The 25,815-nt window shown below is 39.3% G+C and carries 27 protein-coding genes and 1 pseudogene; 20 read left to right on the forward strand and 8 right to left on the reverse strand.

From position 1 onward, the window contains the following. Window positions 1–71: 71 nt before the first annotated feature. From MKY30_RS12995 to MKY30_RS13020, 6 genes are all read left to right on the forward strand, one after another. On the forward strand, window positions 72–2,498 hold the full coding sequence (locus MKY30_RS12995) for a heavy metal translocating P-type ATPase (RefSeq protein ID WP_341084166.1): 2,427 nt from the start codon (window positions 72–74) through the stop codon (window positions 2,496–2,498). 7 nt (window positions 2,499–2,505) lie between these two features. Beyond that, the gene (locus tag MKY30_RS13000) at window positions 2,506–3,120 is read left to right on the forward strand and encodes a YdhK family protein (protein ID WP_445667734.1); all 615 of its coding nucleotides are present in this window, start codon (window positions 2,506–2,508) and stop codon (window positions 3,118–3,120) included. Window positions 3,121–3,193: 73 nt separating this feature from the next. Continuing rightward, the gene (locus MKY30_RS13005) at window positions 3,194–3,433 is read left to right on the forward strand and encodes a hypothetical protein (RefSeq protein WP_341084170.1); all 240 of its coding nucleotides are present in this window, start codon (window positions 3,194–3,196) and stop codon (window positions 3,431–3,433) included. Further along, window positions 3,382–3,861 (forward strand): hypothetical protein, encoded by a 480-nt coding sequence (locus MKY30_RS13010; RefSeq protein WP_341084172.1) that lies wholly within the window; start codon window positions 3,382–3,384, stop codon window positions 3,859–3,861. The genes MKY30_RS13005 and MKY30_RS13010 overlap by 52 nt, the downstream gene beginning before the upstream one ends. 36 nt (window positions 3,862–3,897) lie before the next feature. Next, a complete protein-coding gene (locus MKY30_RS13015; RefSeq protein ID WP_341084174.1) occupies window positions 3,898–4,176 on the forward strand; it encodes a glutaredoxin family protein in 279 nt (92 codons plus the stop codon). Between the two features lie 137 nt (window positions 4,177–4,313). Further along, window positions 4,314–4,934, forward strand: a complete 621-nt coding sequence (locus tag MKY30_RS13020) for a nitrite reductase (protein ID WP_341084176.1) — start codon at window positions 4,314–4,316, stop codon at window positions 4,932–4,934. Between the two features lie 41 nt (window positions 4,935–4,975). Here the strand turns inward: MKY30_RS13020 and MKY30_RS13025 are convergent, their stop codons facing one another. Then, entirely contained in the window at window positions 4,976–5,311 is a 336-nt protein-coding gene (locus tag MKY30_RS13025) for a thioredoxin family protein (RefSeq protein WP_339285133.1), read from the reverse strand. 263 nt (window positions 5,312–5,574) lie between these two features. On the opposite strand from MKY30_RS13025, the gene MKY30_RS13030 reads away from it, so the two are divergent. Further along, window positions 5,575–5,718, forward strand: a complete 144-nt coding sequence (locus tag MKY30_RS13030; RefSeq protein ID WP_341084178.1) for a hypothetical protein — start codon at window positions 5,575–5,577, stop codon at window positions 5,716–5,718. Further along, a complete protein-coding gene (locus tag MKY30_RS13035) occupies window positions 5,652–6,314 on the forward strand; it encodes an SDR family NAD(P)-dependent oxidoreductase (protein ID WP_341085638.1) in 663 nt (220 codons plus the stop codon). The genes MKY30_RS13030 and MKY30_RS13035 overlap by 67 nt, the downstream gene beginning before the upstream one ends. Window positions 6,315–6,427: 113 nt before the next feature. On the opposite strand, the gene MKY30_RS13040 is transcribed toward MKY30_RS13035, so the two are convergent. The 4 genes from MKY30_RS13040 to MKY30_RS13055 all read right to left on the reverse strand — a co-directional run bounded on the left by MKY30_RS13040 (window position 6,428) and on the right by MKY30_RS13055 (window position 10,521). After that, window positions 6,428–7,414 (reverse strand): polyprenyl synthetase family protein, encoded by a 987-nt coding sequence (locus tag MKY30_RS13040; RefSeq protein WP_341085639.1) that lies wholly within the window; start codon window positions 7,412–7,414, stop codon window positions 6,428–6,430. Between the two features lie 49 nt (window positions 7,415–7,463). Beyond that, window positions 7,464–8,018, reverse strand: a complete 555-nt coding sequence (locus MKY30_RS13045) for a Gx transporter family protein (RefSeq protein ID WP_341084180.1) — start codon at window positions 8,016–8,018, stop codon at window positions 7,464–7,466. A 53-nt stretch (window positions 8,019–8,071) separates the two neighbouring features. Continuing rightward, window positions 8,072–8,488 carry a NusG domain II-containing protein gene (locus tag MKY30_RS13050; protein ID WP_341084182.1) on the reverse strand — a complete coding sequence of 139 codons (417 nt, stop codon included), beginning with the start codon at window positions 8,486–8,488 and terminating at the stop codon, window positions 8,072–8,074. A 158-nt stretch (window positions 8,489–8,646) separates the two neighbouring features. Continuing rightward, on the reverse strand, window positions 8,647–10,521 hold the full coding sequence (locus MKY30_RS13055) for an FAD-dependent oxidoreductase (RefSeq protein WP_341084184.1): 1,875 nt from the start codon (window positions 10,519–10,521) through the stop codon (window positions 8,647–8,649). 342 nt (window positions 10,522–10,863) lie between these two features. On the opposite strand from MKY30_RS13055, the gene MKY30_RS13060 reads away from it, so the two are divergent. Genes MKY30_RS13060 through MKY30_RS13080 form a run of 5 tightly spaced genes read left to right on the forward strand, consistent with a single transcriptional unit; the run spans window position 10,864 to window position 15,367 of the window. Continuing rightward, a complete protein-coding gene (locus tag MKY30_RS13060; RefSeq protein ID WP_341084186.1) occupies window positions 10,864–11,916 on the forward strand; it encodes an FAD:protein FMN transferase in 1,053 nt (350 codons plus the stop codon). 20 nt (window positions 11,917–11,936) lie between these two features. Continuing rightward, complete coding sequence (menA, locus tag MKY30_RS13065; protein WP_339285144.1) at window positions 11,937–12,875, forward strand: 1,4-dihydroxy-2-naphthoate polyprenyltransferase; 939 nt, start codon at window positions 11,937–11,939, stop codon at window positions 12,873–12,875. Between the two features lie 28 nt (window positions 12,876–12,903). Next, the gene (locus MKY30_RS13070) at window positions 12,904–13,710 is read left to right on the forward strand and encodes an energy-coupling factor transporter ATPase (protein ID WP_307725858.1); all 807 of its coding nucleotides are present in this window, start codon (window positions 12,904–12,906) and stop codon (window positions 13,708–13,710) included. Beyond that, on the forward strand, window positions 13,701–14,558 hold the full coding sequence (locus MKY30_RS13075) for an energy-coupling factor transporter ATPase (RefSeq protein ID WP_341084189.1): 858 nt from the start codon (window positions 13,701–13,703) through the stop codon (window positions 14,556–14,558). The genes MKY30_RS13070 and MKY30_RS13075 overlap by 10 nt, the downstream gene beginning before the upstream one ends. After that, on the forward strand, window positions 14,555–15,367 hold the full coding sequence (locus MKY30_RS13080; RefSeq protein WP_339285149.1) for an energy-coupling factor transporter transmembrane component T family protein: 813 nt from the start codon (window positions 14,555–14,557) through the stop codon (window positions 15,365–15,367). Before MKY30_RS13075 ends, MKY30_RS13080 begins: the two co-directional genes overlap by 4 nt. A 217-nt stretch (window positions 15,368–15,584) precedes the next feature. Here the strand turns inward: MKY30_RS13080 and MKY30_RS13085 are convergent, their stop codons facing one another. Next, window positions 15,585–16,154: a hypothetical protein gene (locus tag MKY30_RS13085; RefSeq protein WP_147211973.1), complete on the reverse strand. Its 570-nt coding sequence runs from the start codon at window positions 16,152–16,154 to the stop codon at window positions 15,585–15,587. 430 nt (window positions 16,155–16,584) lie between these two features. Further along, on the reverse strand, window positions 16,585–17,451 hold the full coding sequence (locus MKY30_RS13090; RefSeq protein WP_147211971.1) for a LysR family transcriptional regulator: 867 nt from the start codon (window positions 17,449–17,451) through the stop codon (window positions 16,585–16,587). Between the two features lie 157 nt (window positions 17,452–17,608). Between MKY30_RS13090 and MKY30_RS13095 the strand changes: the two genes are divergently transcribed. The 5 genes and pseudogenes from MKY30_RS13095 to MKY30_RS13115 all read left to right on the forward strand — a co-directional run bounded on the left by MKY30_RS13095 (window position 17,609) and on the right by MKY30_RS13115 (window position 20,569). After that, window positions 17,609–19,039 carry an MFS transporter gene (locus MKY30_RS13095; protein ID WP_341084194.1) on the forward strand — a complete coding sequence of 477 codons (1,431 nt, stop codon included), beginning with the start codon at window positions 17,609–17,611 and terminating at the stop codon, window positions 19,037–19,039. Between the two features lie 119 nt (window positions 19,040–19,158). Then, window positions 19,159–19,697: pseudogene (locus MKY30_RS13100) on the forward strand (cupin domain-containing protein). 77 nt (window positions 19,698–19,774) lie between these two features. Then, window positions 19,775–19,984, forward strand: a complete 210-nt coding sequence (locus MKY30_RS13105) for a gamma-type small acid-soluble spore protein (protein ID WP_147211968.1) — start codon at window positions 19,775–19,777, stop codon at window positions 19,982–19,984. Between the two features lie 207 nt (window positions 19,985–20,191). Then, window positions 20,192–20,335, forward strand: a complete 144-nt coding sequence (locus MKY30_RS13110) for a helix-turn-helix transcriptional regulator (protein WP_246145231.1) — start codon at window positions 20,192–20,194, stop codon at window positions 20,333–20,335. A 6-nt stretch (window positions 20,336–20,341) separates the two neighbouring features. After that, window positions 20,342–20,569, forward strand: a complete 228-nt coding sequence (locus MKY30_RS13115) for a hypothetical protein (RefSeq protein ID WP_307725857.1) — start codon at window positions 20,342–20,344, stop codon at window positions 20,567–20,569. A gap of 296 nt (window positions 20,570–20,865) precedes the next feature. Here the strand turns inward: MKY30_RS13115 and MKY30_RS13120 are convergent, their stop codons facing one another. Then, window positions 20,866–21,324, reverse strand: a complete 459-nt coding sequence (locus MKY30_RS13120; protein ID WP_339285158.1) for an effector binding domain-containing protein — start codon at window positions 21,322–21,324, stop codon at window positions 20,866–20,868. A gap of 110 nt (window positions 21,325–21,434) precedes the next feature. On the opposite strand from MKY30_RS13120, the gene MKY30_RS13125 reads away from it, so the two are divergent. Together MKY30_RS13125 and ppc are read left to right on the forward strand one after the other, a co-directional pair. Beyond that, complete coding sequence (locus tag MKY30_RS13125; protein ID WP_341084197.1) at window positions 21,435–22,322, forward strand: helix-turn-helix transcriptional regulator; 888 nt, start codon at window positions 21,435–21,437, stop codon at window positions 22,320–22,322. A 384-nt stretch (window positions 22,323–22,706) separates the two neighbouring features. Continuing rightward, window positions 22,707–25,457 (forward strand): phosphoenolpyruvate carboxylase, encoded by a 2,751-nt coding sequence (gene ppc / locus MKY30_RS13130; protein ID WP_339285164.1) that lies wholly within the window; start codon window positions 22,707–22,709, stop codon window positions 25,455–25,457. Window positions 25,458–25,815 lie beyond the last annotated feature (358 nt).

The following is a 25,815-nucleotide window of genomic DNA, read 5'->3' on the forward strand; positions in this document are numbered from 1 at the left end:
CGTGCTGCTTCAGCACGATTCCCTTTTTGAAATTTAAATACCCCTATGCGGTATATAGAGAGGTGAGAACAATGGGAGCACAAAAGGAAGTAAACTTACAAATACAAGGGATGACTTGTGCTGCATGTGCCAATAGAATTGAAAAAGGTCTCAATAAAATAGACGGCGTGGAAAATGCAAATGTCAACTTTGCTATTGAAAAAACAAAAGTTGTTTATGATCCTGACAAAACAAATGTACAGGATTTTGAAGATAAAATTGAGAAATTAGGCTATCACGTTGCACACGATAAACAAACATTCGATATTTCGGGTATGACCTGTGCTGCATGTGCTAATAAAATTGAAAAACGTTTAAATAAAATGGAAGGCGTCTCTAACGCTTCTGTTAACTTTGCTTTAGAAAATGTGGCAGTAGATTATGATCAGGGTCAGGTCACTGTCAACGATATGATGGAGGCAGTAAAAAAGTTAGGATACAGCTTAAAAGTACAGGCATCTAAAGAAGAAACAGCAAATAATAAAGAGGAAGAAATTCGTCATCAGACAGGGAAATTTATCTTTTCAGCTATTTTGACATTACCATTATTGTGGACGATGGTAACACACTTTGAGTTTACGTCGTTTATCTATTCCCCGGATATGTTAATGAATCCGTGGGTACAATTAGCTTTAGCTGCACCTGTACAATTTATCGTCGGGGCACAATTTTATAAATCTGCATATAAAGCACTGAAAAACGGCAGCGCTAATATGGATGTCCTTGTCGCATTAGGTACATCGGTTGCTTTCATTTATAGTATTTTCTTAGGGATTGAGTGGCAAATACAAGGCCAGGTTGGCATGCCAGAGCTTTATTTTGAAGCAGCTGCAGTAATTATCACTTTAATCCTGCTTGGAAAACTATTTGAAGTTCGTGCTAAGGGAAGAACAGGTCAGGCAATACAAAAATTGCTTGGTATGCAGGCAAAAACTGCCCGTGTGATAAGAAATGGGGAAGAACAGGAAATTGCAATTGAAGAAGTAATCGTTGGCGATACTGTTATGGTTCGTCCTGGTGAGAAAATTCCTGTGGATGGCCAAATCGTTAAAGGGGAGTCCGCAGTTGATGAATCGATGATTACTGGGGAAAGTATCCCTGTTGATAAGAAAACAGGCGACGCAGCTATTGGTTCCACAATCAATAAGAATGGATTGTTAACCATTGAGGCTACAAAGGTTGGTAAGGATACGGCCCTTTCTCAAATTGTAAAGGTCGTTGAGGAAGCACAGGGAAGTAAAGCTGATATTCAGCGCGTTGCTGACCGTGTATCTGGCGTATTTGTTCCCATTGTTGTAGGAATAGCACTGGTGACCGGGCTTGTATGGTATTTCTTCGTAGCACCTGGTGACTTACGTTCTGCTTTAGTCCCTGCGATTACAGTATTGGTTATTGCCTGCCCTTGTGCGCTTGGTCTGGCTACTCCGACATCTGTGATGGCTGGTTCAGGAAGAGCAGCAGAGCTGGGAGTCTTGTTTAAAGGCGGAGAGTATTTAGAAAATACACGTAACCTGAATACGATTGTTTTAGATAAAACAGGAACGGTAACCAAGGGGGAACCTGAATTAACAGATGTTCTGCCAGAAAAAGGATTTTCAGAAGAAGAAGTGCTTGCTTTAGTGGCTACTGCTGAAAATAATTCAGAACACCCGCTTGCAGAAGCAATTGTAAAAGGTGCAAAAGCAAAAGGTGTTCAGATTAGAGAAACCGATTCTTTTGAAGCAATACCAGGATACGGTATCCAAGCTTCTGTAGATGGAAAAATGATTTTTGTCGGTACAAGGAAACTGATGAAACGGGAGAATATTGATGTTTCTTCTGTAGAAGATAACATGGCAAAGCTTGAATCAGATGGGAAAACAGCGATGTTAATCGGTTTGGAAAATCAATTAGCGGGCGTTATCACAGTTGCTGATACAGTAAAAGAGACATCTAAAGCGGCTATTCAGAGAATGCACGAGCAAGGTCTGGAAGTCATTATGCTGACCGGGGATAATCAACGGACTGCCAATGCGATAGGGAAACAGGTCGGAATTGATCGTGTAATCGCAGAAGTAGTACCGGAACAAAAAGCAGATGAAATAAAAAATCTTCAACTGGAAGGTAAAAAAGTCGCTATGGTAGGTGACGGTGTTAATGACGCACCAGCATTAGCCGTAGCAGATATTGGAATGGCAATTGGTACAGGAACAGATGTAGCCATTGAAGCTGCAGATATTACACTGATGCGCGGGGACTTAAATAGTGTGGCAGACAGTGTAGAAATTAGTGCAAAAACAATGCGTAATATCAAACAAAACCTGTTCTTTGCCTTCTTCTATAATTCAGCTTCCATTCCGGTTGCAGCAATAGGACTGCTCGCTCCATGGGTTGCGGGAGCGGCTATGGCATTCAGTTCTGTATCGGTTGTATTAAACGCTTTACGATTACAACGCTTGAAGCTGAAAGGGGGACAATAATATGTCTATTAAGAAATGGGTTTCCTTAGGGATTATTTATGTAGCAGCTGTTTTTGTAGTGTTTAGTGTTGTTTCTGGCCAAAATCCGTTTGCAAGTGGAAAGATGGAACATGATGGACACTCTAATGAAGAAACTCAGAGTCATGAGGAACATGCCGGTGAACATGAAGAGATGAACCATTCAGCTGAAGAAATGTCAAGCTCTGGAGAAATCCCTGCAGTTCTTCAAGAAGCAGTCGATCCGACATTTGAAATCGGCAGTGAAGCAATAATCAGCGCGGACCATATGCCAGGTATGGACGGTGCTGTTGCAGAAATCTCCGGTGCATTTGATACGACAGTTTACACTGTATCTTATACGACAGATGATGGGCAGGAAGTCGAAAATCATAAGTGGGTTATCTATGAAGAGCTGGAAAACGCAGATGCTGCATCACTAGAACCTGGTACGGAGGTTGTATTAAATGCAGACCATATGGAAGGAATGGATGGTGCTAATGCAGAAATCGATTCAGCAGATGAAACGACTGTTTATATGGTTAATTTTGAAACAACAGATACTGGCGAAAAAGTCCAAAACCATAAATGGGTAACAGAGGAAGAGTTATTACCGGCAGATTAAGTTTTATCGTCGTGTAAATGGCTGTAAGATTCCTGTTTCACGATAGGAAAGAAAATCAAAGGAGGAAGATAATATGGATCATAGTCACCACCACCATAATTATTCAGATGAGTCAGAGGTTAAAGCAACGGTAACGTATAAGGATGGAAAAATATCTATATCCTTAGAAGATAATACTGGAAAAGCGCCGGAACTGGCCTTGGCACATGAAAAAGAATTGCATTTTATTATGGTATCCAACGATTTGAGCATTATTATCATTTGCATCCAGAAAAAGAGCAGGATGGACTTTATACGATTAACCACCATTTAAATGATGGTACGTACAAAGCTTTTGTTGATATTACGCCAAAGAAAAAAGCATATCAGGCAGCTCCAAATACGGTTCAGGTCGGAACGAATGAAACAGGTAAAGCCGCCTTAAAGCCTGACGATGATTGGACCAAAGAAATGGATGGAAAAACTGTTACGTTAGAGGATGTCAAAGCAGAGGCAGGTAAAGCAGTTCCTTTAAATTTTAATATGCACGGAGAAACTCCTGAGCCGCATCTAGGTGCTTTAGGTCATGTGGTCATTGTAGATGAAGCTGCAGAACAATATATCCATGTTCATCCGGATTCAGATGACACAACAACATTCCATGCTCATTTTCCGAAGCAGGGAATGTATAAAATTTGGGCAGAATTTCAATTTGGTGATAAGGTGCACATCTATTCATTTATTATTGAAGTAAGTAAATAACAGATAGCATCATATCTGGAGGAGGTAAGTTAACAGATGACTGAATATCATTTGGAAATCTATACGAGACCGACTTGCTCAGATTGCCAGAACTTGAAAAATTTCTTGGAAGAACATCAAATCCCGCATAAACAATACGACTTAGCAAAGCAGCCTGAAAAAGAGAAAGAATTAAAAAAGATAACAGGAAACAGAATCGTTCCCGGCATCGTTTTTTCTCGATCTTCTATGCTGGGTTTAAGGAAAAAAGTGAAGAGTATGACTGGATTTGAGCAAAATAAACAAGAAATTAAAAAGCTGTTAGAAGTCAGCTGATAAAAATATACAGATTCCATAAAGAGATTGGAAGAATATTTTATTTCTTTATGGGATCTAATTATTTTTTATCATTATAAATACCTTACAGGCGTATCGTATAAAAGATGATAAAAGTAGAGGCAGGGGGACTGCAAATGGAAAATGATGATAAAAAGATAAAAATAGCTGTCAATGGAGGTATTGGATTTGGATCAAAACTAAATGCCAAGCAGCTGCTGACCATTTCCAAATATATGGATGAAAAGGAGGAGCTGGAATTAACCACTTTTCAACAGCTTTATATTAAAATTGCAGAAAACAAAAAAGAAGAGATTATAAAGGAATTTGAAAGTGTAGGATTAGCTTGTTATCCAGTCGGAAGTTATGTTAAGAGCCTGAGAACCTGTAATTTCTGTAAAGGGGAAGAACGGGAAGGGATGCCTGTAGCGAAAGAGCTTAATAAACGGTTTGCCGGCAAACAAGTTCCTTTTACATTAAAGATGGCTTATACGGGCTGCCCGATCGGCTGTGGAGAACCAATGATCAGTGATATAGGCGTGATGAAATTCAAGGATCAATACAATTTATATGTAGGCGGAAAAGGCAAGGGATTTGATGCAGAAGTGGGGATGCTTTTGAAAGAGAATCTCGAGCCGGAAGAATTATACGAAATTGTAGAGAGAATTATCGAGAGCTATGCACAGCTGGGAAAGAAAAGAGAGTCTTTCTTTAAATTCTGGAGAAGAATCGGGAAGGATCAATTGATAAATATATAAATAGCATCTTGTGATTTTCCCGTCCAACTTGAAAGTATAATTTACTCCGTATACATTCCATATATTTGATCCAGCTTCTCTTCTAATTGATCAAAACGTACGAAACGGTCCTCACGTATATATTCTTTGCCTTCTATCATCAAAAGCATGATGGGAACAGTGAAGATCAGGAACTTTTCTGCTACTTCTTCTACCTCGGAAGCATCAATATGACCGAGGTGGATAAGAGGATAGTTATCCAGCAGCTCTCTTACCTTTGGTAATATAGCATGACATACACTGCAATCCGGTCTGGATACAAAAAGGAAACTTAACGCATGATTATTCAAAAATTCTTCAGTCATTTTTATGTTAGTTAATTCATGTATCTTTTTCATACTGAGCCCCCTTATGGATAAACATCAATCCATTTATTTTTCTCTCCATATATTATATGACAGAAATATTTTTTTCAAAAATAATTCGTATTTCATACACTGAAACGATACGTGAGTCAAAAAATGTCGTGGAGAAATTAATGCGAAACAGTCTAAAAGAACATGTTACACTAAAATAAATCCATATATAATAACTTTGCCTTTGAATCGGTATTAGATCTAGGGCTCGGCAACTATACGCAGTAATAAGGAAGAATAGGATAATGACAAAACAAATGAAGCGTTTTGAAAACAAAGTTGCGGGGGGCGCTCTGGGATTGGTCATGCCATTGCCCGTCGGCTGCATGATGAAGGAGCGACTGTTATCACTGCACAGCGCAGGAAGGGCGAGGAATTTGATTGGATAGAGGCTGACTTCTCCAATCCACAAACACCAACTCAGGTCATTGAGGAGGTCATTACCCGTGCTGGAAGGCTGGATGTACTGGTCAACAATGCAGGCATGATGCAAGAGATTGCGGTTGAAGAAATGAGCCTTGAGGATTGGGAACGTAATCTCAATGTGAATCTGACTACTCCCTTTCTTCTGATCAAAGCAGCGCTCCCCTATCTGCGTAAAACAAAAGGCAGTATCGTAAACACCGGTTCAGTGGAAGGCTTAGCTTCTAATCCTGGACATGCGGCTTACGATGCTTCTAAAGCTGGACTTCATGGGCTGACGCGGGCGGTAGCTGTAGATCATGGTCATGAGGGAATTCGCTGTAATGCGGTGGCTCCAGGCTGGATTGATACGGAGCTAAACCTTAACTTTATTGAAAACACATCTGATGCAGAGGCATTCCGAAACGACATTGCACGTATTCACCCTGTTGCCCGTACAGGTTCTCCTGAAGAAGTAGCAGCACTTGTCGCCTTTCTTGCGCCGATGAGGCAGCGTTTATCACTGGGCAGGTCTATACAGTGGACGGAGGGAGAATGGCCAAGCTTAGTCTCCCTTGAATAGAGAAAGATAACACAGGCGAGAGAAGTATTTAGAATAATAATGGGCAGTAGATAGTATTTAATAAAAAGAAGAATCCATTTTTTGATACAAAATGGATTCTTCAGATGATATATTTACATTTTTCGATCCAGCAGCATGGTAGTCAATTCATACAAAGTCTCCTTATACTCCCCGTCCGGCAGTTTGCTCAGGGATTTTAATGCTTTGTCTATATACTTTCGGGCAAGCCGCTTGGATTTCTCTATCCCTTTCGTCTGTTCAACAATAGCAAGGACCTCCATTAATTCATCATCTGTCAAATCCGCTTTTTTATTTAGATAAGGAGACAATTTTTCCGGCCGCTCACGTAAGGCATAAATCAGCGGAAGCGTATAGATGCCCTGACGAATATCTGCCAGGGTTGGTTTTCTCACAGTGTTAAAATCCCCTTTAAAATCTAACACATCATCAATAATTTGGAATGCCATGCCGATATAGTGTCCCATACTCCAGGCAAGCATCGTCTGTCTTCGTGTTGCCTGGCTGGTAATGGCACCTGAATAGCAGCTGACGGCAAACAGCTGTGCGGTTTTACCAGAAATACGGGCTAAATAGTCTTTGATACTGGTACCTATTTGATAACGTGCATGGAGCTGATCCAGTTCACCTGTTAAAATTTTTTCCATACTGCGCGCATTAAATTCAAGATGTGCTAATGTACGGGCATATTTGGACAAAATGGTAAAGCAGACACAGAATAAATAATCACCGGAATAGATGGCAAATTGATTGCCTTGCTGTGTATGAATAGTGGGGTTCCCGTGGCGGAAGTCTGCTTCATCAATGACATCATCATGAATCAGCGTTGCCATATGCAATGTTTCCAGTGCTGCAGCAACAGCTATGGATCTTTCTTTATCCTGATTTGATATATCGCCAATCTGAGCGCATAAAAGCGTATAGGCCGGACGCAATAATTTTCCGCCAGAATAGACTAATTCTTTAATCGTGGCTTCGATACGCTTATCATGGATTTGCAGGTGAGATTCAATCACCTGTAGAACCGATTGTAAATCAGATTGTAAGCGGGGATAAGGCCCCCACATCGGGTGAACGGGGATAGCCATAGTTATAACCTCCATTTAACGAACATAGGGAATTTGTTTCGCACTAGGATACTTGATTGAGCTGTGTGTATTTCATTTCCTGCAGACTTCGATAATAGTGAAGCTGTTCTACGTGATTTAATAAATAATTAGCAACCATTCCCATAGCAATACCTGATAGAATACCGAAAAAAGATAAAACAGGAAGGTAGAGCAGAACGTTCCAGGTTTGAGCAACCCAGCTGGCGATTGTTAATTGTCCGATATTATGCAGGATGGCCCCGGCGACACTGACGCCAATTAAGCTGATGCGGGATGGACCGAGCTTTTTCACGCTGCACATTCCAATAAAGCTTAAAGCAGCTCCAGCGGCACTATACATAAAGGAGGAAATCGTACCACCCAAGAGCGTAGCAAGGATAATCCGTATCATGACAACCTTGGATGCGTCTTTAACAGGCAATGTATACAATGCCATACACGTAATAATATTAGCTAAACCGAGCTTTGCCCCTGGAGCGATGGCGAAGGGAGAGGGGATAGCTCTTTCTATTAAACTTATAATGACCGCCTGAGCAGCTAATAACGCAATATATACAAGACGCTGATTATTTGTCATCGCAGACCCTTCCCATCTCTACACAAAGCATTCATAAATTCTCACAAACAGGGTTAAGAACTGATAATGATATCCTCTGTCCCGCCGCTGTCAGATTGAATTTCTACCACGAGCTTATGCGGCAGGCAGACGATTGTCTGACCCGGTCTTGAGATATACCCTGTGCGGACACATATCTGATCGGGACAGGTGGCGCTTTTTATATGGATGCGCTCATTGTCTACTTCAATAATATTATTATCATAATCGGATATCGCAATTTCTATTTCTCTTGTTTCCATATTATCTGTCAGTTGAATTTCTTCTACGACTTCATTATCTACTGTAATCACCGCAACATTTACTGAATCCTCTTCAGCGTACTGAGACTGCTGAGAAACAAAGATGGCAATAGGAAGAAAAGATAGAAGCACCAACAGGACAGTTAAGATAACATCCCACGGTTTCAGCATATGATAGATATCCTTCATTCCCATTCACCCCCTGACGACTTAACCTGTAAGCCTTCATTGTAATCTATAAAATATATAATCTGGTTTTCATCACATTAAAGAAATTGTTCAAGGAAACCGGCCGGAGTTTGCGGATAGTTTCCCTGTTTGTTTTCTAAAGAAAGAAATACCGGGTTTTATTCTCGATCTTTATAAATAGCACGTTCTTTACCATACCAAAGCAGTCCTGATTTTCTTTGCAGCCATGGAACAACCCAGTAATCTAAACCAATGGAACGTCCAGATCCATTCATTAAGGCAATGGAAGCAGGAAGAGCCCAGATTTGATCCCAGCCCAGCATCGCGGATAAAGTAAACATCACCAGGAATCCGGCACTTGCAGCACTTGCAAGCCACGTGAATAAACCAAATACAATAGCGAGCCCAATAAATAATTCGATAAAGGTCATGACCTTCTGCATAAAGATAGCTACTTCCGGTGTCGGCAGCATAATCTGCATAAACCATTCAAAAATACCCGGCATTTTACTCAAAAGTGGTGTAGCCCACTCAGCACCGCCATCAACCGCTTCACTGGCACTGCTGGTCGTTGTTTGCAGCCATTCAAATGGCATGTTCACACTATTTCCTGTCAGCCAGGAGTCTTCTCCGATTCCTTGAAATAGCCTTGAGATACCGGCAGATCCTGAAGTGACTTCGCTCCAGACCGATTCACCCCAAATTTTAGAGGCTGCCTCCTCGAGCCAAAAACCCCCGACAAACAACCGCAATGGTAAGCTCCATAAAACATTGCCATATCTGGTAATCGTATCTCTGAAAATATTGCGTTTATCTTTTGTCTGGAAAAATTCATGCATAATATAATGAAACATATAATAGCCGCTTCTTATTCCGAAAAAATAATACAGATTAACCAAGTGCTTCATCAGATTTGCCAGCCAGCCGCTTAAGCGGAGTCCCATCAAATTAGCTACGCCATATCTGGCGCCAATGGAAACCATCGTACCATGATATTTTCCTTCAAAGGCTTCTTTTTGGCCGTTATCTATTTCTGCAATAATAGATTTAGCTGCTGTGACACCTGTCTGTTCGGCAGCTTCTACAATCTGTGGAGTTGGTTTACCTTCCTCTTCTTCAAAATAAGCCAAGTCGCCAATAACATAAACGTTCTCTAAATTTTCTGCTTCCATATATTCGTTTACTTTGAGACGTCCTGCTCTGGCGGTCGGGATACCGTAATCTTCTGTATCGGAATTTGCTTTGACTCCGGCTGTCCAAATCAGGGTATGGGTGGAAAGTGCTTCACCTGATTTAAATACGACGGCATCTTCTTTTACCTCCACAATTGGAGAGTTTTTAAGCAATGTAACGCCTTTTTTATTTAAATATTTCTCTGCTTTATCCGCACTTTTCCGGTCCAGCATATTTAGGATAGATGAGGCTGCTTCAACAACATACAGCCCGATTTCTTCTTCATCCAGCTTGTTTTCCTTTGCTAAACGATGCTTCCACTCGATGAGCTCTCCTATCATTTCAATGCCGGTAAAACCGGAACCACATACTGTGAAGGTAAGCATTGCACGGCGCTTTACAGGATCATGTTCTAATGCTGCCCGTCTGACAACATCTTCTAAATGCTGCCGGATTCGGACAGCATCCTCCCAGGACCAAAGGGTAAAACCATGCTCTTTTACACCAGGTGTGCCAAAGTCGTTTGCTTCACCGCCCATCCCCAGAATCAGGTAGTCATAAGCAAACTCATCATGCTCTGTTGTAACAGTCTGTGCCGCATGATCGACATTAGTGACATTGTCTGTGATAAGCTTCACTTTCGTACGATTGAATAATTTCCGTAAATCAAACTGAATAGCAGAAGGCTCTACACGGTGTGCAGCTACTTCGTGTAATTCTGTCATCATCGTATGGTAGGAATGCCGATCTATAAGAGTAATAGAAACAGAATCGTCACGTTTGTATTTTTTTGCAAGCTTTTTAGCTGCATGCACACCAGCGTAGCCAGCACCAATAATGACAATATTCTTCTCCGCCATTGTATTCACTCCTCTGTAATCTATAATGTTAACTTTGTGAACAACTGAACAATTTTATTCTAACATATAAAGAAATAATGTCCATACATTTGATAAATAGTTCACAAATTAAAAATATATTTTAAAATATTAAGCTGTGTCATATTAATGACAAAATCGTTGATATTAAAAGATTTATTTGTATTTTTTATAGACATGATACAATATAAATTATACAATTGACATATAAAATTGTGAAACAATTCACATTTAAAACAAAGGAAATTAATGTGATTATTTTCACATATTAAACGATATTTATTATATTAATTGTAATTTAAAAGAATTAAGGGAGGCATGGGAATGAAAAGACAAATTTATATCCTGATGATACTGATGATACTATTCACCGCAGGCTGTTCTACAAGCGCCGATCCAGCAGATGATGAATCACCATTAATCAATAATCCATATAGCGAAACAGAATTCTTATTAGGAACAGTTGTAACGATTAAGATTTATGACGAGGATAAAGAATCGGCATTAGATAAGGTCTTTGATCGAATGGAAGAGCTGGAGCAGCAAATGACAGCAAATGAAAATGGTTCAGAGGTTGCTGAAATTAATGAACAGGCAGGAATAGAACCTGTTCATGTGTCGGAGGATGTGTGGGAGGTTATTAATCAAGGCAAGGATTACAGTGAAATGGCTGAGGGTTCTTTTGATATTGCTGTCGGCCCGTTAACCAGTCTTTGGAATATTGGCATGGAGGGTGCCCGAAAACCGTCACAGGATGAAATCGATGATATACTGCCGCTGATTGATTATGAAAAAATAGAACTGGATGAAACGGAGCAAACAGTTATGCTGAAGGAGTCAGGAATGCGATTAGATTTAGGAGCCATTGCTAAAGGATATATCGCTGATGAAGTAATGGAGCTGTTAGATGAGGAAGGTGTTACAACAGCCGTCATTGATTTAGGAGGGAACATCTATGTGATGGGAAATCAAACATCAGGTGATCCCTGGGTAGTCGGCGTCCAAAATCCATTCTCAGGAAAGGGGGAGACAGTTGGCAGATTAACTGCAACAGATCAGTCCATCGTTACTTCAGGGATTTATGAGCGTTATTTAGAAGTGGATGGTGAAATATACCATCATTTGTTGAATCCAAAGACTGGATATCCATTTGAGGGTGACCTTGCCAGTGTTTCTGTTGTCAGTGAACATTCTGTTGATGGAGATGGGCTTTCTACCTTATTGTTTTCAAAAGGCCTGGAAGAGGGCATAGAATTTATTCAGGATTTCGATGGTGCAGAAGCTATCTTTGTGATGGAGGATAAAACTGTGTATATCACGGATGGTTTAGTTGATAACTTTGAACTGACAGATGAGGACTTTACATTAGTAGAATAGATGAGAGGGAGCTGGCTGTGATGACACTGCCTACGTTTTTGAAGCTGGTAGAAATCCGCACTAAATTGGCAAGTTTGTTTCCATTTCTAATTGGAATATTATTTGTTATCTATCGTTATGATGAGTTTGCCCCGCTGAATACGGCTATCTTTTTTAGCGCCATGCTGCTGTTTGATTTAACAACAACAGCAATTAATAACTACATGGATTATAAGAAGGCACTGAGTGATGACTATCGCAGGAAATCTAATATTATCGGACAGAAGAATATTCCTGAAAAAGTTGTCGTGACATCGATCATTACTATGCTGACGATAGCTTCTTTATTAGGGATTTGGCTCGTATTCCGTACTGATTTATTTGTGCTGATTATTGGTATGCTGTGCTTTGCAGTCGGTATTTTTTATACATTTGGACCTATTCCGCTGTCCCGTATGCCGCTTGGTGAAGTGTTTTCTGGTGTAACGATGGGGCTGGGTATCACCTTCCTGGCTATCTATGTAAATGCTGCTGATCAAGGGATTGCGCATTTTGGCTTTAGCGGATACACGCTTATTTTTGAAATGAATGTTCTTTTACTGCTGGAGATTTTGCTGGTTTCCCTTCCATGCATGCTGACTATTGCAAATATCATGCTGGCCAATAATATCTGTGATTTGGAAGAGGATATTGCCAATCAACGCTTTACCCTTCCTTACTATATTGGCAGAAAAAATGCCTTAATGTTATTTCATCTGCTCTATTTGCTTTCGTTTGCAGCGATTGTAAGTGCTGTGCTGCTTCAGGTGCTGCCTGTTTATGTATTACTTGTCTGTCTGGTTCTGATTCCAATCACAAAAAGTATCAGACAATTTCGGCAAAAACAAAGCAAGCTGGAAACTTTTCCATTATCTTTGAAAAATATGATGCTTGTAAATGGAACGATGGCTATTACCTTACTTATATCCGTCATTCTGTAATATTGGAAAGAGGGGTGGGGAAATGTCAATGACTTGTATTAAAGTAGAAAATGTAAACTTTCATTATAATTTGCAAAAACAGGAGCATACCATTACAGACCTTTCCTTTACGGCCCGGCGTGGAGAGTGGCTGGCTGTTGTAGGACATAATGGTTCTGGAAAGTCGACATTAGCCAGTTTACTAGTTGGCCTTCATACGCCCTCCTCTGGAAAAATCTATATTAATGGTATGGAGCTGAAGGAGGAAACGAAATGGGAGCTTCGCAATCAGATAGGACTGGTATTTCAAAATCCGGAAAATCAATTTATTGGAACTACTGTAAAGGATGACGTGGCATTTGCATTGGAAAATCAGAATATGCCTTATGACGAAATGAAGCAGCGCGTCGATAGAGCGTTAGCAATGGTTGGTATGACCAGCTATGCTGATTATGACCCGTCCCGCTTATCAGGGGGGCAGAAGCAGCGAGTGGCCATTGCCGGGATTTTAGCGTTACATCCAGCAATTATCGTATTAGACGAGGCAATGGTTATGCTCGATCCCAAAAGCAGGCAGGATTTCATGAGCCTCTTAGATGAATTACGGAAGCAGCATCAGCTGACCATTATTTCGATTACACATGATATGAATGAAGCGGCAGCAGCTGATAGAATATTAGTTTTAAAAAAAGGAAAATTGATGGAAATAGGCAAGCCTGCCAAGATTTTTCAAAGGGAAGAGCGGTTAGATGTTCCATTCACCGAGGCATTAAGAAGAAAGTTAAAAGAACAGGGGAGCACCATACCTGATGCCTATATGACAGAAGATGAAATGGTGTGGTGGCTATGCAGATAAATCTTCATCAAGTAACGGCAGATTATCAGGCGGGACCGATTAGAAGTCCGGAGATATTAAAATCAATCAGTACAACAGTAAAGTCAGGATCTTTTACGGCAGTAGCCGGCAAAACCGGATCCGGAAAATCGAGCTTGCTGAAACTGATGAATGGATTGCTTGTTCCGGTAAAAGGGCGAGTATCGATCGGGGAAATAATGATTACATCAGAAAACGCGAAGCAATCAGTGAAGGAAGCACGTCAAAAGGTGGGAATGGTTTTTCAATTCCCGGAATCGCAATTATTTGCTGAAACCGTTGAAAAGGATATTATGTTCGGCCCGATGAATTTTGGTGTACCGGAAGCAGAAGCAAAGCAGATTGCTCTGGAGGTTATCAAGCGTGTTGGTTTAGATGCCTCTCTATTATCTAAGTCACCATTTTCTCTATCCGGCGGCCAAAAAAGGTATGTGGCAATGGCCGGGATATTGGCGATGAGCCCGGATATTCTTGTTTTAGATGAGCCTGGTGCAGGGCTTGATCCAAAAGGGAAAAAAGAAGTGATGGATCTTCTTCATGCCTGGCATAAAGAACGCGGATTGACAACCTTGCTGGTTACTCATGATATGGACGATGTTGCTTTGTATGCAGATGAAGTTATCGTAATGGACGGAGGCAGGATTGTTTTTCAGGATAATCCGGAGAGGTTATTTGCTGATATGGCTGCGATTCACCAATGGGGCCTGGATTTGCCGCAGGCCAGAAAGCTGCAAATAAGGATAGAGCAGGAAGCGAATGTAACCTTATCACAAATCTGTCTGACACTGGCTCAGCTGGCAGATGCTTTAATAGAGGCGGGATTGGCATGAACAAATTAATCTTAGGACGCTATTTTCCGGGTAATTCGCTTCTTCATCGTATTGATCCGAGAGCTAAATTACTGGCCGGGATTTCTTTTATTTTTATCTTATTTATCGCTAATAATTGGATAACATATTTGGTACTTTGGCTTTTCACCTTTACGATGATGAAGTTATCTGGTGTATCCATCCGTATATACATCCGGGGAGTCAGACCATTAATATGGTTGATCTTGTTTACAGTATCACTGCAGGTACTGTTTACTGCAGGCGGAGAAATTTATATTGATTGGGGACCGGTTACGATTTCATCATTTGGATTAATAAATGGTATGTATACATTTAGCCGATTTACCATGATTATTTTTGTTTCAACCGTGGTAACCTTAACCACAAAACCGATTGATTTAACGGACGCAATGAATTATCTGCTTCAGCCATTAAAAAGGCTGAAACTGCCGGTTGATGAGATATCGCTTATGCTGGCAATAGCACTTCGTTTTATCCCGATTATATTGGATGAAACACAAAAAGTAATGGACGCGCAACGTGCAAGAGGTACCACATTTGGAGAAGGATCACTGCCTCAGCAAATAAAAAAAATTGTTCCTATTTTTATTCCTTTATTCGTCAGTTCTCTGGTAAGGGCAGAGGATATGGCTAATGCAATGGAGGTAAGAGGTTACCAGTCTAACAATCCAAGGTCATCCTTTCGCCGTTTGCAGTGGCAGAAAACAGATATAGCAGTCCTTATTGCTATGGTGCTGCTGGCAGTTATCTTATTTATACTGCGGACAGAGGGGCATCACTTTCATTGATTATAGAGAAAAATAAAATTACATGATGAGGTCTCATCTCTGGTTGTGGAATGGAGATGAGACCTCATCATGTAATGGGAAAGTATTTGATGAGAGCGGAAAGTATATAAATGAAGCGGACAAGCTTTGGCCTGCCCGCTTTATTAGCGTGGTATAAATTAATTCGATTTGAAGCGGGGAGGGAGCCAAGGCTCAATTGATAATAAGCTTTCTGTTATTATTCGATTTCGCCTGTAACTTCACCATCAATAGTAGCTGAGCTTTCTGCTTCTTCATTAGCAAATTTTAAATTTCCGTCAATGGTAGCTGTTTCATCAAGCATAAAACCATTTGCTTCGACAATCACATCACCCTGTAATGTACCACCTTGGAAATTCAAGTTTTCACTCTGTACAGTAAGGCTTGGGACTGTGATAGTAAATGAATCTGTAATGTTATGATCTTCATCTTGTGTATATGGGGCAATTTTACGATAAATATCACTGGATTCGTCATCCTTATCGTAGAATTCACCTGCGACCACTACATCTTCATCTATTGTAATATCATCCAGTGTAGCAATAATCCATGTTCCATTCTCGCTGACAGCATTGACAAAGGCGTCGGGTTCATTAACCAATGAGGCTGTTGTTACGACATCTTCTTCTGTTTCTTCTGTACCTTCTGTTTCTTCCGTATCGTTTGCTGTATTTTCATCAGCCTGATCCTCGTCATTCGAGCCGCATGCGGCCAAAAAACCTACCAGTAACAGGGATAAAAAGGACATTAAAATCAGCTTGAATCTCATTATAAAACCTCCTAGTATATTATTGTGATCTATTTCACAATAATTATATCATGGAATGTTGTGTGACTCCGTGAAGTATTTGTGAAATAATGAGCAATATATGTAGGAAGTGTGACAAATTTGAATCAATTGAAAGGCTAACAACTAAATTTTCTAATTGCTATTGGTTGCTGAATAAATAAAGCGTTATTTGTATGGGAAGTTCCTTCATAATTTTTAGTTGCAATGATGATGTCTGGAGGTTAAGAGTATTAGAAAAGAGGAGCATATTTCAAAATTATTAAGTTAATAGTTTGAAGTATGATCAGTACTATGTTTTTAAATATATATTCATTTATCTTCTATTTGCTTTATTAGCATTTAAATCGCAGGGTAAATAATAGAAATTATGGTGCCCGACTTTTTTCATTCAGCCGGGCTTTTTATTTTTTCACTCATCCCAATGCAGACGATGTTCTTTCATCAATGAAATCATAGATTTGATGGCAGGAGAGAGTTGTTTGTTTTTATGATAAGCAATAAAAGTAGTGTTTCCTGTATGATTTAACTGAATATTTTCCCCTTGTATCTGCTTTGTTGCAAGCTCCTTTTCCACTGAAAAATATGGCAGAATAGAAAATCCAAGACCTGAAATCACACACTGTTTTATTGCTTCCAGACTTGAAAAGTTTAGCGTATTTTTTACTTCGATTTGGTTTTCCTGGACATAGGTTTCCATCATACTTTTATAACTGCAAGTCTCTTCCGTAACAAGAATGGTGTTTTCGACATTTTCCTGATTGACAGGGTATGTGAGAACAACGGATTCTTCCTTTAATTTTTCAATAGTCAGCTCCTTGTCAAACCAATCATTTCTTTCTAACACAAAAGCCAGATCAATTTGCCCGTTTTTGAGTGCAGCAGAAATTTCTTTATTTTCCAGTGACCGTAAAGATAAATTTACATCGGGATATCTTTTTTTGTACTCCAATAGCAGGGAGGGGATTCGGTATTGAGAGAAAATCTCTGTAACACCGAGAACAAGATTCCCTTTTGGTTTATCGTCTATCTGCATAATTTCCGTTGCCTCTTTATATAAATCCGCGATTTTAACTGCATAAGGATGAAATTGTCTGCCGTAGTTTGTCAAAAAGACTTTTCTGCCAATACGGTCAAATAAAGGTTTTCCAAGTTCTTCTTCCAGCTCCTTTACATGTACCGTAACCGATGATTGTGAGTAATCAAGAGATTCTGCTGCCCGTTTAAATCCTCCCTTTTCGACGATTGTCTTAAAGGTAATTAAATGACGTAATTCCAAATGCATTTCCTCCTTAATTTATAGTTTAATTTTATTAAACTATAAATCTAAAAAGATTCGTTTTATTAAACTGTTATGTATTAGTATAATCAAATCAAGTTTCGTTGAAAAGGGGGAGAGTAAAAAGAAATAGAAATAAAAAGGAGGAATTTTTAAAATGAAAGAAAGATACCCGACATTATCTCAACCGGCTACATTATTAGGCTTACTTATTCTTTTATTAGCCGGTTTTATGACTATCCTTGATCTTTTTATCGTGAATGTGGCAATTCCTAGTATACAAGGAGATTTAGGCGCAAACTTTTCACAGGTTGCATTTATTGTGGCAGGCTATGAGCTTGGGTTTGGCGTGCTTTTGATTACAGGTGGAAGACTGGGTGACCGTTTTGGCCGCAGACGTCTATTCATCGCAGGTATGCTCGGTTTTACTATTACATCTGCATTTTGCGGTCTGGCAGTTAACCCGGACATGCTTATTATTGCCAGAGTACTTCAAGGCTTGACCGCAGCAATGATGCAGCCGCAAATTTATTCTTCTATTCGAGTGAATTTCTCAGGCCGTGAAAGAGGAATTGCTTTCAGTCTGCTTGGCATGGTGTTAGGTCTCGCTGCGATTGCAGGTCAAGTACTTGGCGGTTTTATCGTAGAAGCTGATTTTGGAGGACTTGGCTGGCGTATGATTTTCTTAATTAATGTTCCAATCGGGATCTTTTCGATTATTATGGCAAGGTTTATTCCAGAATCCCGTGCTCCAGAGCGTCCTTTACTTGATTGGTCCGGCGTAGTCATTGTCAGCCTTGGACTGATTTTATTCCTGGTGCCGCTGATTGAGTCCCAAAATCATGGGTGGACAATTTGGAGTTTCTTATCATTGGCATCTTCTGCGCTGCTATTATATGGATTTTGGCTTCACCAGGAAAGGCGACGTATTGCTAAAAGACAGCCATTGATAGATACGCAGCTTTTACGCCAATCCCGGTTCGCGATGGGGGGAAGTCTTGTATTGCTCATCTATTCTACTTCTTCTGTATTTTTCTTATCCTATGCACTCCTGGTACAAACAGGTCTGGGATTGAGCCCGCTTTCTTCAGGACTTCTTTTTGTACCCTGCAGTATCGGGTTTACAGCAGCATCGATAGCAGCGCCACGTCTGGTAGAACGCTTCGGTACAAAGACAATCTTTTGGGGAGCTGTTTTTTATACATTCTCCTTTGCTGTATTAATTGGGCAGGTATGGATTGCAGGAGATGAATTGATTGCATCTCACTTAATCACGGGGCTAATTTTTGTAGGAATCGGTCAAGGATTAGTCATGACACCGCTGTTAAATCTTGTATTAGGACTCGTAGAAGAAAACAAGGCTGGAATGGCATCAGGGGTTATTTCTACTTTGCAACAGGTTGGTGCAGCTATCGGACTGGCAGCAGTAAGTATCCTTTTTGGCGGTGTTATTGCTAATGGTGCTGGAGAGGATGCTCAGAGCGGACTTTATGCTTCTGCGTTTGTCAGCTCGATGTTTTACAATCTGATTGCTTCACTGGTTTCAGCGATTCTGCTTTGGAAAATGGCAAAAGAACAGAAAAAATAGAAATTTTTATACAACGGAAAGCCACGTTTTTAATCATCAGGAACAAATAAAAAGAATCGGGCATATGCCTATACTAAAAGAATGATTTGTGTATAAACCAATAAAAGAGATGCTTTTTGATGGAAGATCGAACTATTAACCCGTGGAATGGAAATGTGCCACAGCCTATTCGGAGTGGCGGAGCCGGTGCAATTGATGCAGGACCACGTAACATTATGCGAGATATACAAAATCCGGATATGCTTATTCCGCCATCTACGGACACAGGATTGCTTCCTAACTTAAAATTCTCATTCTCTGATACCTCGATGAAATTAAAAAAAGAGGATTGTCCCGAGAGGTTACTGCGAGGAAGCTTCCAGCTGCTACTACACTTGCAGGGGGAAATATGAGTTTAACAGCCGGTGGCGTCGGCTATGTTCCTCTTGCTAATGGACATTATATCCAGAATACAGGTAATGAAACATTATGGTTTTTAGAAATGTTCAAAAGCAGTCGATTTGCTGATGTGTCGCTGAATCAATGGCTGGCATTAACACCTGAAGAACTGGTCCCAAGTAATTTGAACGAGGGTTCCGAATTCATTGATTCGCTGCGTAAGGAAAAATGGGCTGTTGTGAAATATCCTAGATTTTCTTATTTTTCTAGGAATAAATAAGTGTTAAATGAATTCATTTTGGTTAAAACCCTTCTCTAATGGACAACATAAAAAGAAACAAAGCAGGAGGTATAGAGATGCAGGAAAATAAGGATAATAAATTTACTGCTGCAGGGACAGACATAGAGGCTGTGAAAAAAGCAAATAAAAACTCAGGGATGTCTTATAATGAGGCCAAGGAATTCATAGCTAGAACAACAGGAGGACATGGAACTGAAATATACAGTGATACCGATTTTGAAGATGTGAGTGCGCAGAATCAGCAATCTCAGAAAAATAGTAAATGATAATGATGTAAATAAAACAAAAAATAACATGGTCAATTCTCTTGCAGAGTGATCATGTTATTTTTTAGGCGGCATATACCCCATAGCCTGTGAAATGAAGAAATATTATGTAATATATATTGAATGTTAAAGTGGAAAGGAGTGATGAAAATTGTGGAAAACAATCTCAAAGTAGCCCGCATCCAAGTAGATTTAACACAATAGCAGCTGGCTGAAAAAACAGGAGTTACCCGGCAAACCATCAGCTTAATTGAAAAGGGAAATTATAATCCAACCTTAAACCTCTGTCTTGAAATTTGTTATGCAGTGAATAAAACTTTAGATGAAGTCATTTGGAGGGAAAAGGAGTAATGCCAGATGAAGAAAATTAAAGATGAACGGTTAAAATTAAAAAACTTAAAAGATATTAGAGTACTGTTTTTGATTCAAACCATTGGTATTGTTGTGGGGATATTAGGGTATGATTTTGTTACAAAAGGAATAGACGGAATGACGGATAATCCATTGTGGTATGTTTTTATGATTACAGCTATTGTTTCCGCATATTTATCCATTGGTATTAGCGTAGATCATGAAGCCCAGTGATAAATCTCCTGAAAAAGGATTAGCTTATCTCTCTAGCTGTAACAGTGTTTATATCCGTTGTTATTGGAATTCTGGCATAATTAGGTGAAGAATTTCCAGCAATGAATGGTGTTTTAGTAGGTGGAATAATTTTTATATGTGGATTCATTCCATGTTATTATGTATATCGTTTGCGAAGAAGGTCAAATGAAAGCTGAGAAAGATAAGCTAATAAACATTGCAGGATAAATTGTTCCCCAAAAGGATTTTATAGCTCCTTTTGGGGAACAATTTATGCTTTACAGCAGTCTGTTCTCCTATTCATTTGTCACGGGAACCCACAATTCCACCTCTGCATTCGCAGGATTCCCATTCAAAAGAACCTCCAAAACTTCTTTACCGTTATATTGCACACTTTTCTCCTTGTCTGTAAAAAATGTATCCTCCAATTGATCGAATAAGTTTCTGGATATCCCATCTTGTGCAGCAAGTACTACATAACTCTGTGAGGTAATCTCCAGCTTTTCATACCCTTCGATATAAACATCTGATAGAATCCCGGCAAAATATCTGATTCCATTTTCAATTGGAATAATAAGGGCATAGCCTTTTTTATCCTTTGATACCGGCATTAATTCTTTCATCATACCTAGCTTAAATAATTCTTGATAAAATGCTGTTTTTTCCTGCGAGTATTTTTCATCATGTATTCCTTTTCCTGCTATTTCAATACTTCTGCCAATAAACTGACCTGCATCCTTCTGTTTAATCTGCATGTTTACTACCTCCTTATTTTTTATGCTATAATGCTACCAAAGATAATATGGCAACTGTATGTCATATTAAAAATAAAAAGGACGTGTTTATCATTAAAATAGATAGACATATGGGGATCGTCTCTTATTTAATCGACCATCAACAAACAACAGCAAAAGAACTATCGGAAAAGTTTCATGTAGACAGAAGAACGATTATGCGCGATATTGATGATCTGTCACTAGCTGGAATCCCTTTATACTGCAAGAAAGGAAGAAACGGAGGGATCTATTTAATGGGCTCGGTTGAAATGAATAAACCTCCTTTGTCAAAGACAGAACTAATGACCATTGAAACCAGCTTAAAGAGCAGGATGCAGGTACTCCATGATGACGCCGCCTTTAATGCCATCTTAAAATTAAATAAAATGGAAGGAATCGCTGATTTTGAAATAGATTTGTCTCTTTCCACAGGTAATATTGAATTAAGAAAAATTGTTTTGGAAATACTTTTTGCGATTCGGAACAGCAGACTTATTTATTTTGACTATATTAACTCACAGGGAGAAGAATCAAATAAAATAGCAGAGCCCTATCGTGTCGTCTTTAAGGACAGAAGCTGGTATATGGACGCTTATTGTTATTCCAGAGAACGATTCAATGTTTATAAGCTTGCAAGAATATCCAATCTAAATACAAGAGGGACATTTTCCAAGAGGGATTATCAACCAATCTCTTATAATGGCGGGGAGTGGATGGAAAAAGATAATGTTCCCGTTACATTACTTGTCAATAAAGTGGTTATTGATAAATTTCTGGAGCTGTTAGGAAGAGAAAACGTGAAAAAAGTAGATGATACGTGGTATTCTGTCATTTATCCGTTAAAGGATAATGTATTTGGATACAATAAACTTCTTGGCTATGGAAAATTTTTGAAAGTGATATCTCCCGATTCCTTTCTCAGCCATTTCACAGCATATATAGATGAAGTGAAAGCTTTCTATCAATATAGTAACTAAGATAAACCATAATCTAAGTTTAGTTCACAAAGCTTATTTTTAACAAGAGAAATGAAGCGTTCATCCGGTTTTATAAGATAATATTTAAGGCAGATTTTATACTTTATAGAGAAAGCTGGACAGCTGAAGAAAGCTATTATATATTGATTTAAATCTTTAAGGTTTATTTTGATTAAGTTTCAGATTCTTAAAACAGGGAAAATATTTATTAGCTGAAATTCAAAATATCTGTATCACCAATTATATAAATGGAAAGATTGGAGAGTTATTTAACAGGTAGTGATTTCGGGATGGAAAATAATCCCTTATGTATTTAGAATTTATTATTTTTTTCAAAAGATGTTATGATATTTTTACGCTAATTGAATAGTAGGAGGAAAAAGCATGACAGAAACAATCGATAAAAATGCATCATTGCGAAATGATGTCAATATGCTTGGGAATATATTAGGGGAAGTACTGAAGCTGCATGGAGGTACAGAGCTATTTGATAAGGTTGAATCGATTCGTGAAATGACGAAAAGTATCCGAAATGAATTCGACGAAGATACATATCATACCTTAAAAAGAGAAATCAGCAATCTAAAACCGCCGCTGCGTCAGCAAGTAATCCGTGCTTTTTCTATCTATTTTCATTTGATTAATATCGCGGAGCAGAATCATAGAATCAGGCGCAAACGCCAGTATCTGCTGGATGAAGAGACCAGTCAATCCTTTTCTATTGAAAAAGCGGTCTCGAAAGTAAAAGAAAGCAGTCTTACAAATGACGGAATTCAAGAAGTGCTGAATGACTTATCGATTGAATTGATTATGACAGCCCATCCGACAGAGGCCACAAAACGAACTGTGTTGGAAATACAAAAACGTATATCGGCACATCTGCGGACATTGGATAATCCACAGACTTCACAAAGAGAGAAGGCAGACGTGGAAGAAAGTTTGTTTAATGAAATTACTGCTTTATGGCATACAAATGAACTGCGGCAAAAGAAGCCGGGAGTACTGGATGAAGTGAAAAATGGTCTTTATTATTTTGATCAAACATTATTTGAAACATTACCTGATGTCTTTCAAGAAATGGAAATACAGCTGCAGAAGCAAATTCCAGAAGGAAACTGGGAAGTACCAAATTTTATTCATTTTGGTTCCTGGATTGGGGGAGACCGGGATGGGAACCCAAATGTCACACCTGAAATTACTTGGGAGACATTGAAAATGCAGCGGAAATTGATATTGAAGAAATATGAAGCTTCCATCGTTGAGCTGATGAGACGGTTCAGTCAATCCAGTGAACGTATATCTATCAACCAGCAGTTTATTGACAGAATGGAAAAAGAAGAGAATAGCTATTTAACTGAGAGGGATAGATGGCCAATCAAGTCGGAAGTATATCGCCGTAAATTTGCCATTATTCTAAAGAGATTGCGTGAAACAGGGAAAACGTCACAAGGTTATCTTTATCCAGAAGAGCTGGTTCGTGACCTCAAAGAAATTAAGGAAAGTGCCGAAGCACATTTACCGAAGACGAAAAAACTGAAAGCAATTCGAAAGGTCATCCGACAAGTAGAGCTGTTTGGCTTTCATTTAGCGACATTGGATGTACGAAATCATAGTGGAGAGCATGAAACAGCTGTGCATGAGATTCTAACAGCCGTCCACGTTACAGATAATTACGCTGCGCTTACAGAAGAGGATAAACAAAAAGTATTATGTGAGGTTTTGAATGAACCGAGACCGTTGTTGCTTTTCGATGGGGGTTATTCTAAAGAAACGCAGGATATTTTGAAAGTCTTCAGAACAATTAAAAAAGCGCATGAGGAATTTGGAAAACGAGCTGTTGAAGTTTATTTAATCAGTATGTCTGAATCACCGAGTGATCTCTTAGAAGTCTTATTACTTGCTAAAGAAACAGGTATTTATCGTCTTTATCCAGATGGGACAGTGGAAAGTGATCTTGATGTCGCTCCATTGCTGGAAACAATTGATGATTTAATTGCAGGTCCGGATATTATGAAGACATTATTTGAAACAGAAGTATACCGTAAACAATTAGAAGCACGCGGTGAACATCAGGAAATCATGCTGGGCTATTCGGATGGAAGTAAAGACGGTGGTACATTAAGTGCAAACTGGAATCTGTTTAAAGCTCAGGAGGAAATCCATAATATAGCAAGACAATACCATATCCGTTTGAAATTCTTCCATGGCCGCGGAGGCTCTCTTGGTCGTGGTGGCGGTTCGTTGAGTACCAGTATTCTCTCTCAGCCGGCAGAGACGCTGGAGGATGGTGTGAAAATCACAGAGCAGGGAGAAGTACTTTCTTCCAGATATCTGCTTGAAGATATTGCTTACCGTAATTTAGAGCAGGCAGCCTCTGCTTTATTTACAAGGTCTGCCAAGGTTTCCAATACACCTGCTCAAGAAGAGTTGCGCCAAAAAGAATGGGAAACTATAATGGAATCCATTTCAAAAAAATCATTGAAAAAATATCAATCACTAGTGTTTGGTGACCCGGATTTTCTGACATTTTTTAATCAGGCAACCCCTTTGACAGAATTAGGTGCTTTAAATATTGGTTCACGGCCGATGAGCAGAAAGAACAGTCAGCGTTTTGAAGACTTAAGGGCTATTCCATGGGTGTTTGCGTGGACGCAATCCAGATATATGCTGCCTGCCTGGTATGCTGCAGGAACAGGACTGCAAACTTTCATCGAAGAAGACAGTAGTCATTTGAAAATATTACAAATGATGTATAAGGAATGGCCTTTCTTCAAAGTGACCATTAACAACTTACAAATGGCATTGATGAAAGCTGATATGAAAACAGCTAAGGAATATCTGGCTTTAGTTGAGGACCAGGATACAGCGAAACGGATATATGAAGACATCGCTGATGAATACGATCGGACAAAAAGGGCACTTCTACAAATTTCCGGGAATGAAGAGCTGCTCAGCCATACGCCGAATATACAAGGGTCTGTTCACCTTCGAAATCCGTACGTTGACCCGCTCAATTTCCTGCAGGTGGATTTAATTCATAAATTAAGAGAAACAGACAATCCTCCTGAAGATTTAGTGACTGAGGTGTTACTGACGATTAATGGTGTAGCAGCAGGGTTGGTGAATACGGGTTGATCAAAGGTTAAAGAAAATACTGAACGAAAAAACAATTGGTCATTTACGGTTTGAAGTGACCAATTGTTTTTTTGATGAAAAATTGCATAAGGAAGGTCAAAATGCCGCAGGGTATTGGTTGAGAAATTCAGGAAAGGGAGTGGATAAATAAGTGTGATTCTAGCTGTTGAAATAATTTTATTGCGGTGTAATCAGTTGTTCTATCGAAACCATTTGTGCATCAAAAAAATCTCCATTGAATGAAGTTTCAATATATATATATATATATATTGATTCCATAATAGGAAAAATCCCCCTGATAACATGACATGTGTCATATTGAATTACTGACAACTGTGTCTAATATTTCATTGCGTTA

It is taken from the genome of Oceanobacillus sp. FSL W8-0428, from assembly GCF_038004405.1.
Taxonomy (GTDB): Bacteria; Bacillota; Bacilli; order Bacillales; family Amphibacillaceae; genus Oceanobacillus; species Oceanobacillus sojae.